Origin of the sequence: Rhodococcus sp. AH-ZY2, assembly GCF_030916465.1 — a bacterium.
In the GTDB taxonomy this organism is placed as follows: domain Bacteria; phylum Actinomycetota; class Actinomycetes; order Mycobacteriales; family Mycobacteriaceae; genus Rhodococcus; species Rhodococcus ruber.
In genome coordinates this window covers 157867-175855 of record NZ_CP126458.1, presented here as the reverse complement: position 1 = coordinate 175855, position 17989 = coordinate 157867, and the positions used below count along the sequence as shown (strand labels likewise).

Genomic DNA, 17989 nt, shown 5'->3' with positions numbered 1-17989 from the left:
TGTCGACGACGTCGTCGGCGCGGCGGAACGGGCCCTGCGGATCCAGCGTGAGTTCAAGGACAAGATCTGCACGGCCCTGTCGATCGAACTCCTCGCGTGGTCCGCGGAAGCGGCCGGTCGCACCGAGCGGTCTGCTGCGCTCCTCGGTGCCGCCGAGGCGGTGTGGCAGCGACTCGGCACGTCCGTCGCCGCCTTCGGTCCCCACATCACGAACGACTCCGCGCACTGGAAGCAGCGGGTCCGGCAGGCTCTCGGACCGAAGCGGTACGCGCGCCTGTCGACACCGCCGGCACGACTGACGATCGAGCAGACCGTCGACACGGCCCTCGGAACGCCTGCGGAGGAGTCGGTCACCACGGCGCCCGGCGTCTCGCCGTTGACGCGCAGGGAAGCGGAGGTGGCCGAACTCGTCGCCCGCGGCCTCAGCAACCGGGAAATCGCGGATCAGCTCGTGATCTCGCACCGGACGGTCGACGGGCACGTCGAGCACATCCTGGGCAAACTCGGGGTCGGATCCCGCACGCAGGTGGTTGCCTGGGTCCACGCCCGTGCCGCGGGAACGGCACCGGCGTCCGGCTGAGGCCCGTCGAGGACGTGGTTCAGCCGCGCGCTGCGATCCGCGCCTGCACCTCCGGCCGGCGCAGCGGCGGCACCGTCGGCGGCGGCTGGCGGCGCGGCGGGAGCCGGTCGAGCAGCCGCATGGTGACGGCCGTGACCTCGGCGACGGCCTCCTCGAACGGTTCGCGGGTGGCGTCGGACAGCTTGTGGACGCCGCTGACCTTGCGCACGTACTGACGGGCGGCGGCCTCGATCTCCTCGTCGGTCGCTGCCGGCTCGAGCCCGCGCAGCTCCGTGATGTTCCGGCACATGGACCGAGGGTAACGCCGGACCGTCAGCCGAGGCGACCGCCGAGCATGCCCCGCAGGGCGTTCAGGCACAGCTCCCGTAGCTGTTCGCCGGTGACGGCGGGGTGATCGTGCCAGTCGACGCAGACGCTGCGGACGAGGGCGATCCAGCCCTGCACGGCCACCGCGACGAGTTCGCGTTCGTCGTCGGGCGGGGCGAGGGCGTCGAGGATGCGCTCCTGCTGCACGCCGAGTTCGGCGTCGACGATCGCGCGGATGCCGGCGTCGGCGGAGTCCGCGGCCCGGTTGACCGCCGCGACGCCCTGCCGGTGCGAGGCGACGTAGTCGAGGTAGGCGTCGAGGCCCGCGGTGATACGCTCGGCGACGGTGAGCCGCGGATCCGGTTCGGTGACGGCGAGCAGCCGGTCCGATTCGCGTTGGACGACCGCCGCCATGAAGTCTCGCTTGGTCGGAAAGTAGTGGTACATCAGGCCACGTGAAACCCCCGCGAGCTCGGCGACCTCCTCGATCCACACGTCGTCGTAGGCACGCTCGGCGAACAGACGCGCGCCGATGTCGAGCAGCTGCGCGCGGCGCTGCTCGGGATCGAGACGTCGGCGGGGTTGGGCCACGAATCCAATCTAGTTCTTGACAGACGTCCGTCCCGGCGTAGCGTGGCTACTGTACACGGATTCAATAGCTGGGGGTCGGAGCATGGTCATGGCCACGTCGCGGGTGTTCGACACCGAAATTCCACGCCCGCCGAAACGCCTGCCCCTCGCCGGCGACGTCCTGGGCATGTCGCTGAAGACCCCGGTGCAGAACTCGATGGCCACCCACAAGGCCCTCGGCCCGGTGTTCGAGCGGACGGCGTTCGGCCGTCGCTTCGTGTTCGTCTGCTCCGGCGAACTCACCGCCGAGCTGTCCGACGAGAAGCGCTTCGCCAAGCACCTCGCCCCGGGGGTCGAGGCCCTGCGGGCGATCGGCGGTGACGGGCTGTTCACCGCCTACAACGAGGAACCGAACTGGCGTCGCGCTCACGAACTGCTCATGCCGGCGTTCACGCAGCAGGCGATGCGCCGGTACCACGCCACGATGCTCGACGTCACCGCTCAGCTCGTCGCGCACTGGGACCGCCGGGCGCGCAGCGGCGGCGACGTCGACGTCGCCGCGGACATGACGAAGCTGACCCTGGAGACCATCGGCCGCACCGGGTTCAGCTACTCGTTCGAGCCGTTCGAACGCGAAGAGCGGCACCCGTTCGTCGAGGCGATGGTCGGCGGCCTGTCGTTCTCGCAGCGCAGCATGCTGCGCACCGTTCCCGTCGTCGGGCGCTTCCTCTTCCCCGCCGCCAAGCGGCAGTACGACCTCGACCGGGCGCACATGCACGACGTCGTCGACGCAGTGATCCGCAGCAGGAGCGATGCGCCCGGCCCCGCCCCCGACGACCTGCTCGAGCTGATGCTGCGGGCGGCCCGCGAGGACGATCCCCACAGGCTCGACCCCGTCAACATCCGCAACCAGGTGCTCACCTTCCTCGTCGCCGGACACGAAACCACCTCGGGCGCCTTGTCGTTCGCCCTGTACTACCTGATGCGCGACCCACGGGCCTACGCGCGGGCACGGGCGGAGGTCGAGGAGGTCTGGGGCGACGGCGAGCCCGCCTTCGAACAGATCGCCAAGCTGCGCTACGTCCGCCGGGTGCTCGACGAGGCGCTGCGGCTGTGGCCGACCGCACCCGCGTACGCGCGGGAAGCGAAGGCGGACACCACCCTGGGTGGCCGGTACCGGATGCGCGCCGGCGACTGGGTGCTCGTGCTGCTGCCCGCGGTGCACCGGGACCGCGCGGTGTGGGGCGACGACGCCGACGAGTTCGACCCCGACCGATTCCTGCCCGAACGGGTCCGGGCCCGCCCCGCGCACGTGTACAAGCCGTTCGGCACCGGAGAACGCGCCTGCATCGGACGGCAGTTCGCGCTGCACGAGGCAACACTCGTGCTGGGAACCCTGTTGCGCCGGTACGACCTGACGATGGATCCCGGCTACCGGCTGAAGGTCGCCGAACGTCTCACGCTCATGCCGGAGGGCCTGCACGCCCGGGTGTCCTTCAAGTCCTGAGCGGCCGCCCGCCCGTGTCGTACGCTGTGCCCGACGGGTGGGAGAGGCCCGCACGGGAGGGAGAAGCCATGCGATTCGGGTATGCAGGTGCGACGGCGGCGGTGTTGTCCACGATCGTTGCGGCAGTGGTTGTTCCGGCCACGGCCCACGCGACCGCCACCGCCGACGTCGTCGCGGGCCGCGAGCGGGTGAAGGTGACGGTGCACGGCGTGCCCGTCCACCCGGAGAGCTGCCGCGTCGATCCGGACGCGGACGGGAACACCCGCAGTCTGCCTCTCGAGCCGTCCGGGTCGATGGTCGCCCATCAGGTGGCGCCCGGGCCCCGGCGGGTGGTCGTCTGGTGCCCGGACGGCGGCGTCGTCCACCAGCAGATCGTCCACGTCCTGCCCGCCGATCCGCTCGCCGATCTCGCGGACCATGCGTTCCGCACCGCCGGCAGCAGCGACCGCGTCACCGACCCGACCCTGCGCTGACGCGCCGGTGCGTCCTTTGGGTTGCCCTGACCGCCCAAAGGACACACCGGCGGCGCAGCCGCCCCGGCTACACGCGCTCGATGATCGTCACGTTCGCAGTGCCGCCGCCCTCGCAGATCGTCAGCAGCCCGTACCGGCCCTCGCGCCGCTCGAGCTCGTTGAGCAGCGTCGCCATCAGCTTGGTGCCGGTGGCGCCGAGCGGGTGACCCAGCGCGATGGCGCCGCCGTTGACGTTGACCTTGGCCGGGTCTGCGCCGATCTCCTTGATCCAGGCCAGCACGACGGGGGCGAAGGCCTCGTTGATCTCGACCAGATCGATGTCGTCGATGCTCAGACCGGTCTTCGCCAGCGCGTGCTGCGTGGCCGGGATGGGCGCGCTGAGCATGAAGATCGGGTCGTCGCCGCGGGCGCTGAGGTGATGGATCCGTGCACGAGGCTTCAGGCCGTACGTGCGCACGGCCTCGTCGGAGGCGAGCAGCACCGCCGACGCACCGTCGGAGATCTGGCTGGCGACGGCGGCGGTGAGCCTGCCGCCCTCGACGAGCGTCGCGAGGGACGCCATCTTCTCGAGGCTCGTCTCGCGGGGCCCCTCGTCGACGGCGGCGTCGCCGAGCGGGACGATCTCGCCCTCGAAGCGGCCCTCGGCGATGGCCGCCTTGGCCCGCTCGTGGCTCTGCAGCGCCCAGCGCTCGAGGTCCTCACGGCTGAGATCCCACTTGTCGGCGATCATCTCGGCACCGCGGAACTGCGAGACCTCCTGATCGCCGTAACGCTCGGTCCAGCCGGTCGAACCCCCGAACGGGGTGTCGAAGCCGTACTGCTGCCCGACGATCATCGCCGCCGAGATCGGGATCTGCGACATGTTCTGCACGCCGCCGGCGACGATGAGGTCGGCGGTGCCGGACAGGATGGCCTGCGCACCGAAGTGCAGGGCCTGCTGGCTCGACCCGCACTGCCGGTCGACGGTGACGCCGGGGACGTGCTGCGGGTAGCCGGCGGCGAGCCACGAGGTGCGGGCGATGTTGCCGGCCTGACCGCCGATGGCGTCGACGCAGCCGAAGACGACGTCGTCGACGTCGCTCGGGTCGATGCCGGTGCGGTCCACGATCGCCTTGATCACGTGCGCGCCCAGGTCGGCGGGGTGGACGGCGGACAGGCCGCCGTTCTTCTTGCCGATCGGGGTGCGTACCGCGTCGACGATGTATGCCTCGGTCATGAGGGACTCCTAGTCGGTTCCGGGAAAAGTCGGTTCAGGGATTGGCAAGTCCGTCGAGCACGATGGACAGGTACTGCTGGGCCACCTTGTCGGCGGTGAGGGTGCCACCGGGCCGATACCAGCGCACGGCCACCCACACGGTGTCGCGCAGGAACCGGAAGACGAGTTCGACGTCGACGTCCGGCCGGAACGTGCCGTCGGCGATGCCGCGCTCGATCACCCCCACCCACAGGTCGCGGAATTCGGTGTTGCGCTCGGAGATGTAGGAGAACCGCTCGTTCTCCACGAGCCGCTTGGCCTCGTCCTGGTAGATCGCGACCGCGGCGTGCGACTTGTCGATCGACTCGTACGACGCGGTGATGAGCGCCTCGAGGGTGGCACGCGAGTCCGAACCCGAGGCGACGATCTCGCGGTAGCGACCGAACAGGTCGTCGAGAAATCCCCGCAGGATCTCGTCGACCATCGACTCCTTGGAGTCGAAATGGTGGTAGAGACTGCCCGACAGGATGCCTGCGGCGTCGGCGATGTCGCGCACGGTGGTGGCACGCACCCCGCGCGAGGCGAACAGTTCCGCGGCGATGTCGAGCAGCTCGGCCCGACGCCCGGACTTGGTGGCATCGTCTCTGGGAGGAGTCATGAAGGCATCCTTTCAGGGCTGCCGTGCGCGGTTTCGGTAGCGGCCGCTACCGGAACCGCGCACGGGTCAGGCCCGCTGCGACGAGATCGAGACGACCTCACCGGTCAGGTACGTGGTGTAGTCGCTGGCGAGCATGGCGATGGTCGCGGCGATCTCCCAGACCTCCGCGGCCCGCCCGTACGCCTCGTCGGCGGCGAGCCGGTCGAGCAGTTCCTCGCTGGTGACCTTCGCGAGGAAGGCGTGCCGCGCGATCGACGGCGCGACGGCGTTGATCCGGACCCCGTACTCGGCGGCCTCGATCGCCGAGCAGCGGGTCAGCGCCATCACGCCGGCCTTGGCGGCCGCGTAGTGCGCCTGCGAGTGCTGCGCGCGCCACCCGAGCACGGAGGCGTTGTTGACGAGGACGCCGCCGTGGTCGGCCGACCGGAAGTAGCGCAGCGCCGCGCGCGTCGCACGGAAGGTGCTGGTGAGGGTGATGTCGAGGACGCGGTCCCACTGCTCGTCGGTCATGTCGACGACGGGGGTCTCGCCGCCGAGGCCGGCGTTGTTGACCAGCACGTCGATGCGCCCGAGTCGCTCGGCGGCCCCGGTGATCAGCGCATCGACCTGCTCGGTCGAGGAGACGTCGCACACGACGGACTCCACCTGCTGCGACGGGAACTCGGCGGCGAGCTTGTCGACCGTCTCCCCGAGCCGGCGCTCGTGGAAGTCGGAGACGAGCACGTCGCCGCCCTCGAGCAGGGCGCGACGGGCGGTCGCGAACCCGATGCCCGTGCCGGCGGCGGCGGTGACGACGACCTTCTTGCCGCTCAGCAGGCCGTGGCCCGGGGTCTCGACGGGCGGGGTGGCGAGGGGGGAAGTGGTCACGGACGGGCCTCTCGGGGAAGGCCGAGCACGCGCTCGGCGATGATGTTGCGCTGGATCTCGTTGGATCCGCCGTAGATGGTGTCGGCGCGGGTGAACAGGAACAGCCGCTGCCATTCGGCGAGCTCGAGGTGCTCGGGGTCCGAGAGCACCGACGGGATGCCGGCGTGGTCGTGGTCCGGTCCGGTGAGCGAGGCAGGCCCCTGCACGTCCATTGCCAGGGCGCCGAGGTCGCGATGCCAGTTGGCCCACAGCAGCTTCGCCACCGACGCCTGGCCGGGGTCGGCGTCGCCGAGGGTGCGCACGGCGTGGGCCCGCATGACGCGCAGACCGATCCGGGCGCGGGCGATCCGTTCGCGGATGTGCGGGTCGTCGGCCGCACCGGTCGCGACCGCGAGATCGGCGATGCTCTGCAGCTCCCGGGCGAAGCCGATCTGCTGGCCGAGGGTCGACACTCCCCGCTCGAAGGTGAGCAGGCCCATCGCGACCTTCCAGCCGTCGCCGGGAGCACCGACGACGAGGTCGGCGTCGGTGACGGCGTCGTCGAAGAAGACCTCGTTGAACTCGGAGGTGCCGGTGAGCTGCTGGATGGGCCGGACCGTCACGCCCGGCTGATCGAGCGGCACGAGCAGGAAGCTCAGGCCGTGGTGCCGGGTCGAGCCGGGTTCGGTGCGGCACACCACGAACGCCCACTGCGCGACGTGCGCGAGCGACGTCCACACCTTCTGGCCGTTGATCACCCACTTGCCGTCCTCGAGCCGGGCGGTGGTGGAGACGTTGGCCAGGTCGGAGCCCGCGCCGGGCTCGGAGTAGCCCTGCGCCCACAGTTCGGTGACGTTGCGGATCCCGGGCAGGAAGCGGCGCTTCTGTTCCTCGGTGCCGAAGGCGACGAGGGTGGGGCCGAGCAGTTCCTCGCCGAGGTGGTTCACCCGCGCCGGTGCGTTCGCCCTGGCGTACTCCTCGTGGAAGATCACCTGCTGCTCGAGGGTCGCACCGCGGCCACCGTGCTCGGTGGGCCAGCCGATGCAGGTCCATCCGGCGGCGGCGAGGTGCCGGTCCCAGGCCAGACGTTCCTCGAAGAACTCGTGCTCGCTACCCGGTCCGCCCTTGCCTCTGAGCGCGGCGAACTCGCCGGTCAGGTTCTCCTCCAGCCACCGGCGGACGGTCGCGGCGAATTCGGTGTCGGCCAAACCCGTGTCGTCCAGTCTCTCGCTCTCATGCACGTCTGTACGATAACCTACCAAGCACTTGCTAGGTAGGGAGCTCCGTGACTGCACAACCGAGAACCACACCGGCCGCCGTCGAACGCGCCGCATCGGTGTACGCCGACCGGACCGCGATCGTCGACGGCGACGTGCGACCGACGTTCGCACAACTTCGCGATCACGTCCGCGAATTCGCCGCCGCACTCGTCGCCCACGGCGTCGGGCCCGGCGCACGCGTCGCGATCTGGTCGCCCAACACCCACCACTGGATAGTCGCTGCGCTCGGGATCCAGTGGGCCGGCGGCGTCGTCGTCCCCGTCAACACCCGCTACACCGGGGCGGAGGCGCACGACATCCTCGACCGCATCCGTGCCGAGGCCCTCGTCGTCGCCGGCGACTTCCTCGGCACGGACAGGTACGCCGCCCTGCGCGCCGCCGCGCCCGGCCTGCACGTGCCCACCGTGGTGCGGGTCCCGCTGGGTGGGACCGACGCACCGGCCGACGGCGTCGTGGACTGGGACGACTTCCTCGCCGCGGCGACGGCGGACGCGCGCACCGAGGCCGACGCCCGGGCGCGGGCCGTCTCTCCCGACGACGTCAGCGACATCCTGTTCACCTCGGGCACGACCGGGCGCAGCAAGGGCGTGCTCAGCGCCCACCGGCAGCTGATCGGGGTGGCGCAGGCGTGGGCCGAGTGCGCCGAGCTCACGCCGGACGACAACTACCTGATCATCAATCCGTTCTTCCACAGCTTCGGCTACAAGGCCGGGTTCGTCGCCGCGCTGCTCGCGGGCGCGACCGCCGTGCCGATGGCGGTGTTCGACGTCGAGAAGGTCATGGCCACCGTCGCCGACCGGCGGATCAGCGTGCTGCCGGGCGCACCGACGATCTACCAGAGCATCCTCGACCACCCCCGCCGCGACGAGTTCGACATGTCGTCCCTGCGGATCGCGGTCACCGGGGCCGCACCCGTGCCCGTCGCGCTCGTCGAGCGCATGCAGAACGAACTGAGCTTCGACGCCGTGCTCACCGCGTACGGCCAGACCGAGGCCGTGGTCGCGACGATGTGCCGCACCGACGACGATCCCGTCACCGTCTCCACCTCCTCCGGCCGCGCCGCCGCCGGCTTCGAGGTCCGCATCGGCGACAAGGGCGAGATCCTGCTGCGCGGCCCGAACGTGATGCTCGGTTACCTCGACGACCCGGAGGCCACCGCCGAGACCATCGACGCCGACGGCTGGCTGCACACCGGCGACGTCGGCACCCTCGACGAACGCGGCTACCTCGACATCACCGACCGGCTCAAGGACATGTACATCAGCGGGGGGTTCAACGTCTATCCCGCCGAGATCGAGGCGGCGTTGATGCGCCTGCCCGGCGTCCACGAGGTCGCGGTCGTCGGCGTGCCCGACGAGCGCATGGGCGAGGTCGGCCGCGCGCACGTCGTCGCCCTCGAGGGCAGCGGCCTCACCGAGGAGTCGGTGATCGCGTTCTGCAAGGAGAAGCTGGCCAACTTCAAGGTGCCGCGCTCGGTTCGCTTCACCGGGCACCTGCCCCGTAACCCGTCCGGCAAGGTTCTGAAAAACATTCTGCGTGAGGAGAAGTCATGACCGTCCCCTACGAGCCCGATGTCGTCACCTACGAGGTGCGCGACGGCATCGCGATCGTCACCCTCAACCGGCCGGACTACCGCAACGCGCAGAACTCCGTGATGACCTACGCGCTCGACGCCGCCTTCGAACGCGCCGTCGAGGACGACGAGGTCAAGGTGATCGTGCTCGCCGGCAACGGCAAGCACTTCTCCGCCGGGCACGACCTGGGCACCCCCGGTCGTGACCACCACGTCCACTACGACAACAAGGCCGTCATGTGGTGGGACCACGTCGACAAGCCCGGCGGCGACCAGCGGTACGCCCGCGAGATGGAGGTGTACCTGGGCATGTGCCGCCGCTGGCGGGAGATCCCCAAGCCGACGGTGGCGATGGTGCAGGGCGCATGCATCGCCGGCGGCCTCATGCTCGCGTGGGTGTGCGACCTGATCGTCGCCTCGGAGGACGCGTTCTTCTCGGATCCGGTGGTGCGGATGGGCATTCCCGGCGTGGAGTACTTCGCCCACCCCTGGGTCCTGGGCACGCGCTTCGCCAAGGAGATCCTCTACACCGGTGACCGCTTCGGTGCCCAGCGCGCCTACGAGGTCGGCATGGTCAATCGTGTCGTGCCACGCGAGAAGCTCGAGGAGGAGACCCTCGCCCTGGCCGGACGGATCGCGGAGATGCCGCGGTTCGGGCTGGCCCTGACCAAGCGCGCCGTCAACCAGTGCGAGGACCAGATGGGCATGCGCAACGGCATGGACTCGGTGTTCGGCCTGCACCACTTCGCGCACGCCCACAACGCCGAGGTCGGCACCGACTCCCTCGGCGGCATGAACGCGAAATCGATGGCCGCGAGCGCACGCCCGGTGAGCGGCTCTGCCGCGCAGGAAGGAACGAAGTAGTGGATCTGCAACTCGACGACGCGACCCTCGCCTTCCGCGACGAGGTCCGCGCCTTCCTCACCGAGAACGTCCCGTCGAGCCCGCTGAAGTCCATGGACACGGCCGAGGGCTTCGAGGAACACCGCGAGTGGGAACGCACCCTCGCCGAGGCCCGTCTGTCGGTCGTCTCGTGGCCCGAAGAACTCGGCGGGCGCAACGCCACGCTGCAGCAGTGGGTGGTGTTCGAGGAGGAGTACTACCGCGCCGGCGCGCCGGGCCGGGTCAGCCAGAACGGAATCTTCCTGCTCGCTCCCACGCTGTTCGAGCACGCCCACCCCGACCAGCTCGCGCGCATCATGCCGCGCATGGCCCGCGCCGACGACATCTGGGCCCAGGCCTGGTCCGAGCCGGAGTCCGGCAGCGACCTCGCGTCGCTGCGCTCGACCGCCCGGCGGGTCGACGGCGGGTGGCTGCTCAACGGTCAGAAGACGTGGAGCTCGCGGGCGTCCTTCGCGGACATGGGCTTCGGCCTGTTCCGTTCCGACCCGGATGCGCAGCGGCACAAGGGCATCACCTACTTCATGTTCGATCTGCGTGCCGAGGGCGTCACCGTCCGGCCCATCGACCAGCTCGACGGCGAACCCGGCTTCGCGGAGATCTTCCTCGAAGACGTGTTCGTCCCGGACGATCCCGCCGACCCCGGCGAGTCCGGCGTGATCGGCGGCGTGAACGAGGGATGGCGCGTCGCGATGAGCACCGCCTCGAACGAACGCGGACTGTCGCTGCGCTCCCCCGGACGGTTCCTCGCCACCGCCGACCGCCTGCTGGCGCTGTACGCGGCGTCGGACCGGCACGGGGACGCGGCCCTGCGCAACCGCGTCGCCGACGCGTGGATCGGGGCGCGCGCATACGAGTTGTCCACCTGGGCCACCGTCACCCGGCTGCAGGACGGCGGCCAGCTCGGCGCCGAGTCGTCCATCAACAAGGTGTTCTGGTCGGACTGGGACATCGCCGCCCACGAGACCGCGCTGGACCTGCAGGGCCCGGCCGCGGAGATCGCCGACGGCTGGACCGACGGCTACCTGTTCTCGCTGTCGGGGCCGATCTACGCGGGCACCAACGAAATCCAGAAGAACGTCATCGCCGAGCGGCTGCTCGGCCTTCCGAAGGGCGACCGATGAGATTCGCGCTCGACTCCTCCCACGAGGACTTCGCGTCCAGCATCGACGCGCTGCTCGCCAAGTCCGATCTGCCTGCGGTCGTCCGGTCGTGGGCCGCCGGTGACACCGGCCCCGGCCTGAAGGTGTGGCAACGGCTCGCCGAGGTCGGCGTCGGCGCGCTGCTCGTCGACGAGGACCACGACGGTCTCGGGGCCGACGCCGTCGACCTCGTCGTCGCCATGGAACAGCTCGGTCGCCACGCGGTGCCCGGCCCGATCGTGGAGACCGTGGCCGTCGCGCCGATCCTGCTGGCCGCCGTCGCTCCGGACCGGCTGCCCGCACTCGCCTCCGGTGAGCTCGCGACGGTCGCCGCGGCACCGCACGTGCCGTACGCGGTCGACGCCGACGTCGCCGACCTCGTGCTGCACGTCGACGGCGGCACGGTCTCGACGGGCACCGCCGGCGACGTTCGGCAGTCCGTCGACCCGGCCCGTCGTCTGCATGCCGTCGCCGCGGCGGACGCATTGGGCGACACGGACTTCGGCGCGGCGTTCGACTACGGAGCCCTGGCCACCGCGGCGCAGCTGCAGGGGCTCGGACGCACCCTCCTCGACACCACGGTCGAGTACGCGCAGCAGCGCAAGCAGTTCGGTCGCGCCATCGGCTCGTTCCAGGCCGTCAAGCACCACCTCGCCGAGGTCGCCGTCGGCCTCGAGATGGCGCGCCCGCTGCTGCTCGGTGCGGCCCTCGCGGTGCGCGACGGCGCAGCGACCGCCTCCCGCGACGTCTCGGCCGCGAAAGTCGCCTGCGGCGACGCGGCCTACCGGGCGGCACGGACGGCACTGCAGGTGCACGGCGCCATCGGCTACACCCTCGAACACGATCTGTCGCTGGCGTTGACCCGGGTGCGGGCCCTCGTCACCGCGTGGGGCACCGCGGACGTGCACCGGGCGCGGGTAGTCGACGCACTGGAGGACGCATCGTGACCTTCGAGACCGAGGATCGCGCCGCGCTGCGCGAGTCGGTGCGCAGCCTGCTCGCCCGGCACTCCGATTCCGCGGCGGTGCGCAAGGCCATCACCCTCCCGGACGGCTACGACGCCGACCTGTGGCAGAAGCTGGTCGAACAGATCGGGGTCGCAGCCCTCGCCGTGCCCGAGGAATACGACGGTGTCGGCGCCTCCCTCGCCGAGACCCACGTCGTGCTCGAGGAACTCGGCCGCACGCTCACCCCGTCGCCGATGCTCGGCTCGGCGGTGCTCGCGGCCCAGGCTCTGCTGCTCTCCGGCGACACCGACGCATGCACCCGCCTGTTGCCGGGCATCGCCGCCGGGGAGATCGCCGCGGTGTGCTGGGCTTCCGAAGCCGGCTGGTCCACACCCGGTGTCGTCCTCGAGGGCGGCCGGCTCGACGGCACCGCCCACTACGTGCTCGGCGGGGACGTCGCGACGACCTTGCTGGTGCTCGCGGCCGACGGGGACGACGTCGCGCTCGTCGAGGTGGATCCGGACGCCGACGGTGTCGTGCGACGCCGGGTGCCGACGATGGATCCGACCCGCACCCTCGCCGAGGTGCGCTTCGAGGGGGTGACGGCCCGGCGGCTCGCGGCGTCCGCCGCTCTCGAGGAGCGCCTGCGGACCGTCGCGCTGATCGCGCTGTCGGCCGAGCAGGTCGGCGCGGCCCGGGCCGCGCTGGATCTGACGGTGGAGTACTCGAAGAACCGCAGGCAGTTCGGCCGGGTCATCGGGTCGTTCCAGGCGCTCAAGCACCGCATGGCCGACATGTACGCACTGGTGGAGACCGCACGCTCGATGTCGTACGCGGCCGCGCTGTCGCAGGACACGCAGGACGCGTACGCGGCGAAGGTTTACTGCTCGGAGGCCTTCGAACAGGTGGCCGCGGAAGCGATCCAGTTGCACGGGGGCATCGCGATCACCTGGGAACACGACGCGCAGCTGTACTTCAAACGCGCGCACGGGGCGGCCCAGCTGTTCGGGCAACCGCGGGAGTTCGTGACCGCGATCGCGCGTTGAGCGCGGGCGGCACCCGCATCCGGGTGCCGCCACCGTTGCCGGCGGCGGCACCGTCCGTACACCGTCTGCCCGGTCCGTAGCAGCGGGACATGCACATCGTCCGCTCGGTTCGGTACCCACGCCTCCCCGCCCCGGGCCCGGGCAAGCAACCTTGCCGGATCGAGTGCGGTGCCCTTATCTTCAGAGAGGACGCAGCAGCTGCCAACTGCCCGGCCTGTTCCTCGGGTGACCCTCGACAGACGTCGCGCACCATGGCGTCCCGCTCCCGAGCGCCGGCCGGGGAAGGAGGGGTCATGCCGGCTCGGTCTTCCGGCGGGAGCTCTGACGAGGCCCGCCGCGCGGTGGGGATCCCCGATGTCGTCGAGACGGACCTGGGGACATTCCGATTCGACGACGGTGTCCCGGACCTGGACACGATGGCGTTGTGCTGGGATCGTCTCGACCTGCTGCGCGGCGTCGACGTGTTCCTGAACGCGGTTCCCGGCGCGTCGCTCGCGGCCGCACGTGCCGCGTTCCCGTCGCTGGGAATCCACACGTCGCGGGACATGGCCGTGTGCGCGCGCATGGATTCGGTGCCCTACCTCCTGACAGCCAACACCGAGACGACCTATGGGTTCACCTTGCTCGACCTGCGGGCCGACGGGCCGACGGTGGTCGAGTGCCCGCCGATGTCACTCGACGTGGTCGACGACTTCTGGTTCCGGTACGTGGCCGACCTGGGCAATGCCGGGCCCGACAGGGGGCAGGGCGGGAAGTACCTGTTCCTGCCGCCGGGCTACGAGGGCGAGGTCCCCGAGGGCTACTTCACCTTCCGCTCGCGCACGTTCACCAACTTCCTGTTCGCCCGCAACCTCGGCGGGCTCGATGTCATCGAGCAGACCCGTATCTATCCGCTCGACCAGGCCGGTGACCCGCCGGAGATGCGGTTCGTGAAAGCAGACGGCGTGCCGTACAACACCGTCCACTCGAACGACTTCTCGTTCTACGAAGAGGTCGACCAGATCGTCCAGGAAGAACCGGTCGACGCACTCGATCCCGAGCTTGCCGGTCAGCTGGCGGCGATCGGCATCGTCAAGGGCCGGCCGTTCGCTCCCGATCAGCGGATGCGCGCAATCCTGTCTCAGGCGGCGCCGATCGGTGCGGCGATTGCGCGCACTCTCGCGTACCGGCCACGTGACCCGCAGTCCTACATCTACGGCCGGGACGTGTCGTCGTGGAAGACGGCCTTCGTGGGCGGAAGCTCCGAGTTCCTGCACGACGGTGTTCGTCTCCTGGATGCCCGTACGCTGTTCCACTACGTCGCCACCGTCGTCACGCCGGCGATGGCGACGCCGACGGTGGGAGTGGGCTCGCAGTACGCCTACACCGCCGAGGACTCCGAGGGACAGTGGCTGGACGGGGGCCGCACCTACCGGGTGCACCTGCCCGCAGGCATTCCCGCCAAGGACTTCTGGTCGCTGTGCGTCTACGACTGCCAGTCCCGCTCCCTGCTGCAGACCGACAACCCGTACCCGTCACTCAACAGCAACACCGGGACGGTCGCAGCCGACGAAGACTGCTCCGTGGACGTCTACTTCGGACCCGCATCACCGGCGGGCCGGGAGTCGAACTGGATCCAGACGGTCCCGGACAAGTCCTGGTTCCTGCTCCTGCGCCTCTACGGACCACTCCAGGCATGGTTCGATCGGACCTGGCGACCCAGTGAGATCGAACCCCTCGCCTGACCGAGACGCGGGGGGCGGTCTCGGCGCAGGAAGACTGCTCGCGTGATCGCACCTCCTGGCCCCGCCGGAGCGGCGATCGGACTTCGAGCGTGCTCGTCCGGTGGCGTTTCCCGACGGGGCACCGAACCACGATTCCGCAGTATCCCGCTGGGCGAGTGAGCGACGGACTCGAGCGCGGCAGGACACCTTCGGACTCGTTAGCCTGGGACGATGAGCACTCCCGTCATCACGCTGAATTCCGGTACCACCATCCCGCAGCTCGGCCTGGGAGTCTGGCAGGCCACCGACGAGCAGACCGAACACGCCGTGCGCTACGCCCTCGACGAGGCGGGCTACCGGCACATCGACACCGCCGCCGCGTACGGCAACGAGGAGGGTGTCGGACGCGGGATCGCGTCGGCGTCCGTCCCGCGGGAGGACGTCTTTCTCACCACGAAGTTGTGGAACTCCGACCAGGGCTACGATCGGGCGTCGAAGGCGTTCGACGAGAGTCTGCGCCGCCTCGGCACCGACTACGTCGACCTGTACCTGATCCACTGGCCGCTGCAGGACGACGACCGGCTGCTGCGCACGTGGGACGCGCTCGAGAAGATCGCCGAGTCCGGACGGGCCAAGGCGATCGGCGTGTGCAACTTCGAGCCGCACCACCTGCAGCTGCTCGTCCATCGCGGCGGCATGCTGCCCGCCGTCGACCAGGTGGAGCTGCACCCGCACCTTCCCCAGCAGGAGATCCGCGCCTTCGCGGCCGACCACGGGATCGCCGTCGAATCGTGGAGCCCGCTGGGCGGTACCAGCAACTCGGGCTGGGGCCGCGAGTCCAAGCCGAACACGCTCCTGGTGGATCCGATCATCACTCGCATCGCGGACCGGCACAGCAAGTCGGCTGCCCAGGTGCTGATTCGCTGGCACCTGCAGAACGGGTTGATCGTCATTCCGAAGTCCGTCCACGACGAGCGGATCACGCAGAACATCGACGTGTTCGACTTCGAGCTCGACGACCTCGATCTGAGCGAGATCGCGACCCTCGACGACGGCACGCGTGTCGGCATGCACCCGGACGAGATGAACCTCGGCGCACCGAGCTGACGGACCCACCCTGCACGGGCGGCCGCGCCCATCCGGCGCGGCTGCCCGCTCTGCTGCCCGCTCTTCGGACGCATTCGCCGACCACTCTTGCGCTCCCAGCACGGACCACGAATAGTAGAACACGTTCTCATCCGCAACCCGGCCGGCCACCGCCGGGTGCGCGATCGGTCCGCGCAGAAGGGGCAGGGCGTGACGACACACATGATCTCGGGCACCGCGATCGAGATGCCGGTGCGAGTCCGGACCGCGACGGCATTCACGGCGATGTACTCGGTGCCCGCCGCGCCGGCTCAGGCGCTGATCGACCACTCTGGACTCGAACTGCTGCACCCCCGCCCGGGTCGCGGAGTCTGCATCCTGGTGTTCGTGGACTACGTCGACGGTGATCTCGGACCCTACAACGAGTTCGGCGTGTGCTTCCTCGTTCGCGACCACCGCCGGCGCGGCGGCACCGCGCTGCGGGATCTGCGGGAACTCGTCCGCGGCGGCGCGGGTGCCCTCATCCACCGGCTCCCGGTGGACGGCGAGTTCACCCTGGCGGCGGGACGCGGGATCTGGGGATTCCCCAAGACTCTCGCCGACTTCGACGCCGACCACACCGGCGACGTCAAGCGCGCGTCGGTGCGCAGCGACGGGCAGCTGATCGCGGAACTGTCGGTCCGGCCGGGTTTCGCGGTTCCCGGCCGGGGCGCGGCCGCCTCCGTCACGGCCTACTCGCATCTGGGCGGCGTCACCCGGCGCACCGGATGGGCGATGCATCCCGCCGGCGTGCGCAGCCGCATCGGCGGCGCCGACCTGCGGCTGGGCACCCACCCCATCGCCGGTGAACTGCGCACCCTGGGTCTGCCCCGGCGCGCGCTGCTCACGTCGTCGATCTCCCGTCTGCAGATGACGTTCGGAGACGCCGAACCGATCTGACCCGACCGCCGGGTTTCGGCGCGCGCCGCAGTGGGCACCCACCGAGTCGAAGACACAATCGATCGGTGAGGTCACCATGATCAACAACAGCGACATCGATGCGCTCGTCGGCGCCACCGTCCACGGTCCCGGCGGCGACAAGCTCGGCAAGGTCGGCGAGGTCTATCTCGACAACCGGACCGGCAACCCTGCGTGGATCACCGTCGTCACCGGCCTGTTCGGCACCCGTCGGCACTTCGTGCCGATCGACGTCGCCGAGTTGGACGGTAAGGACGTCCGTCTGCCGTTCGACAAGGACACGGTGACCGGCGCCCCGAACATCGACGAGGACGGCCGTCTCACCCCCGAGGAGGAGACGCAGCTCTATCGGTACTACGACAGGGCGGATACCGATACCGACACCGGACGCGCGCCGGATAGCGACCGGACACCCGACACCGGTCGCGACACCGGCCGGACACCCGACACCGACCGACTGCGCGACGCCGATCGGACACCGTCCACCGGTGCGCCGGGTGTCGCGACCTCGGCGCCGCCGTCGGCACCGTCGCACGGCGGCGGCACCGGCGGGACACCGCAGCAGGGCACGCCACAGCACGGCACGCCACAGCAGCACGGCACGCCCTCGCCCGGTCCGCGGCTCCACAAGCGGGTCGTGACCACCGAGTACTACGTCGACGAGGGCGCCCCCGGCCAGCATCCCGGCCAGCATCCCGACCAGGAGGACCGACGATGATCGAACGCGAACCCGCCGGGGCCAGCGCCGCCGGCAGAGACCCGATTCCCAACCGCGACCGCGTTTCCGACCGCGACCGTGTAGTGGCGGACGACCGCGTCACCACCACCACCACCGCCGCCCCCTTCGAGGAGCGGGTGACGACGAAGCCCGCCAAGACGAGCGTCGCTGCCGCACTCGCACTCGCGGTCGGCACGGCCGCACTCGTGTGCGTGCTCTCGCTCGTCCTGTCGCCGGTGGGCCTCGTGCTGTCCATCATCGGCATCGTGCTCGGTATCGTCGGCCTACGCGCCGCCCGGCGCCTCGGCGTGACCGGACGGGGCGTTGCCATCGCGGGCATCGTCCTGAGCGTCGTCTCGCTCGTGCTGTCCATCGCGTACGTCGCGGGCGTCGTCACGGTGCTCAACAACGACCGCATGGTCGAGCAGCTCGAGCAGCAGCTCGATCGGGCCCGCGACCAGCTGCCCGACAGCATCGAGGTGCCGCAACCCGGCCAGTGACG

General features: G+C 70.4%; 19 protein-coding genes. 13 read left to right on the top strand and 6 right to left on the bottom strand.

What is annotated here, in order from left to right; all coding sequences use genetic code 11:
* The first annotated feature begins 160 nt into the window (after positions 1 to 160).
* Positions 161 to 580 (top strand): LuxR C-terminal-related transcriptional regulator, encoded by a 420-nt coding sequence (locus QNA09_RS01625; protein WP_308072170.1) that lies wholly within the window; start codon positions 161 to 163, stop codon positions 578 to 580.
* Positions 581 to 599: 19 nt separating this feature from the next.
* Here the strand turns inward: QNA09_RS01625 and QNA09_RS01620 are convergent, their stop codons facing one another.
* Positions 600 to 869 (bottom strand): DUF2277 domain-containing protein, encoded by a 270-nt coding sequence (locus QNA09_RS01620; protein WP_003935852.1) that lies wholly within the window; start codon positions 867 to 869, stop codon positions 600 to 602.
* A gap of 23 nt (positions 870 to 892) precedes the next feature.
* On the bottom strand, positions 893 to 1477 hold the full coding sequence (locus QNA09_RS01615) for a TetR/AcrR family transcriptional regulator (protein ID WP_017680971.1): 585 nt from the start codon (positions 1475 to 1477) through the stop codon (positions 893 to 895).
* 88 nt (positions 1478 to 1565) lie between these two features.
* Here QNA09_RS01615 and QNA09_RS01610 point away from each other — a divergent pair, with 88 nt between their 5' ends.
* Complete coding sequence (locus QNA09_RS01610; protein ID WP_010594481.1) at positions 1566 to 2963, top strand: cytochrome P450; 1398 nt, start codon at positions 1566 to 1568, stop codon at positions 2961 to 2963.
* A 68-nt stretch (positions 2964 to 3031) separates the two neighbouring features.
* Positions 3032 to 3436: a hypothetical protein gene (locus tag QNA09_RS01605; RefSeq protein WP_059174934.1), complete on the top strand. Its 405-nt coding sequence runs from the start codon at positions 3032 to 3034 to the stop codon at positions 3434 to 3436.
* 67 nt (positions 3437 to 3503) lie between these two features.
* Here QNA09_RS01605 and QNA09_RS01600 read toward each other — a convergent pair whose 3' ends face one another.
* The 4 genes from QNA09_RS01600 to QNA09_RS01585 form a co-directional block, all read right to left on the bottom strand.
* Positions 3504 to 4652 carry an acetyl-CoA C-acetyltransferase gene (locus tag QNA09_RS01600; protein ID WP_010594483.1) on the bottom strand — a complete coding sequence of 383 codons (1149 nt, stop codon included), beginning with the start codon at positions 4650 to 4652 and terminating at the stop codon, positions 3504 to 3506.
* 34 nt (positions 4653 to 4686) lie between these two features.
* Complete coding sequence (locus QNA09_RS01595) at positions 4687 to 5289, bottom strand: TetR/AcrR family transcriptional regulator (protein WP_040273853.1); 603 nt, start codon at positions 5287 to 5289, stop codon at positions 4687 to 4689.
* Between the two features lie 66 nt (positions 5290 to 5355).
* Positions 5356 to 6156, bottom strand: a complete 801-nt coding sequence (locus tag QNA09_RS01590) for an SDR family oxidoreductase (RefSeq protein ID WP_010594485.1) — start codon at positions 6154 to 6156, stop codon at positions 5356 to 5358.
* The gene (locus QNA09_RS01585) at positions 6153 to 7376 is read right to left on the bottom strand and encodes an acyl-CoA dehydrogenase family protein (RefSeq protein ID WP_238424110.1); all 1224 of its coding nucleotides are present in this window, start codon (positions 7374 to 7376) and stop codon (positions 6153 to 6155) included. Before QNA09_RS01585 ends, QNA09_RS01590 begins: the two co-directional genes overlap by 4 nt.
* A 44-nt stretch (positions 7377 to 7420) precedes the next feature.
* Here QNA09_RS01585 and QNA09_RS01580 point away from each other — a divergent pair, with 44 nt between their 5' ends.
* From QNA09_RS01580 to QNA09_RS01535, 10 genes are all read left to right on the top strand, one after another.
* A complete protein-coding gene (locus tag QNA09_RS01580; protein WP_026137818.1) occupies positions 7421 to 8968 on the top strand; it encodes a FadD3 family acyl-CoA ligase in 1548 nt (515 codons plus the stop codon).
* Positions 8965 to 9852, top strand: coding sequence for an enoyl-CoA hydratase (locus tag QNA09_RS01575; RefSeq protein WP_010594488.1), 888 nt, complete (start codon positions 8965 to 8967; stop codon positions 9850 to 9852). The genes QNA09_RS01580 and QNA09_RS01575 overlap by 4 nt, the downstream gene beginning before the upstream one ends.
* Positions 9852 to 11012 (top strand): acyl-CoA dehydrogenase family protein, encoded by a 1161-nt coding sequence (locus QNA09_RS01570; protein ID WP_010594489.1) that lies wholly within the window; start codon positions 9852 to 9854, stop codon positions 11010 to 11012. The genes QNA09_RS01575 and QNA09_RS01570 overlap by 1 nt, the downstream gene beginning before the upstream one ends.
* Complete coding sequence (locus QNA09_RS01565) at positions 11009 to 11977, top strand: acyl-CoA dehydrogenase family protein (RefSeq protein WP_048773357.1); 969 nt, start codon at positions 11009 to 11011, stop codon at positions 11975 to 11977. The genes QNA09_RS01570 and QNA09_RS01565 overlap by 4 nt, the downstream gene beginning before the upstream one ends.
* Positions 11974 to 13023, top strand: coding sequence for an acyl-CoA dehydrogenase family protein (locus QNA09_RS01560; RefSeq protein ID WP_308072169.1), 1050 nt, complete (start codon positions 11974 to 11976; stop codon positions 13021 to 13023). The genes QNA09_RS01565 and QNA09_RS01560 overlap by 4 nt, the downstream gene beginning before the upstream one ends.
* 293 nt (positions 13024 to 13316) lie before the next feature.
* On the top strand, positions 13317 to 14747 hold the full coding sequence (locus QNA09_RS01555) for a DUF1254 domain-containing protein (RefSeq protein WP_225222882.1): 1431 nt from the start codon (positions 13317 to 13319) through the stop codon (positions 14745 to 14747).
* 210 nt (positions 14748 to 14957) lie between these two features.
* The gene (locus tag QNA09_RS01550; protein ID WP_010594493.1) at positions 14958 to 15833 is read left to right on the top strand and encodes an aldo/keto reductase; all 876 of its coding nucleotides are present in this window, start codon (positions 14958 to 14960) and stop codon (positions 15831 to 15833) included.
* A 201-nt stretch (positions 15834 to 16034) separates the two neighbouring features.
* A complete protein-coding gene (locus tag QNA09_RS01545) occupies positions 16035 to 16751 on the top strand; it encodes an acetoacetate decarboxylase family protein (RefSeq protein WP_010594494.1) in 717 nt (238 codons plus the stop codon).
* 76 nt (positions 16752 to 16827) lie between these two features.
* The gene (locus QNA09_RS01540; RefSeq protein ID WP_010594495.1) at positions 16828 to 17487 is read left to right on the top strand and encodes a PRC-barrel domain-containing protein; all 660 of its coding nucleotides are present in this window, start codon (positions 16828 to 16830) and stop codon (positions 17485 to 17487) included.
* Entirely contained in the window at positions 17484 to 17987 is a 504-nt protein-coding gene (locus QNA09_RS01535; protein WP_064066623.1) for a DUF4190 domain-containing protein, read from the top strand. Before QNA09_RS01540 ends, QNA09_RS01535 begins: the two co-directional genes overlap by 4 nt.
* Positions 17988 to 17989 lie beyond the last annotated feature (2 nt).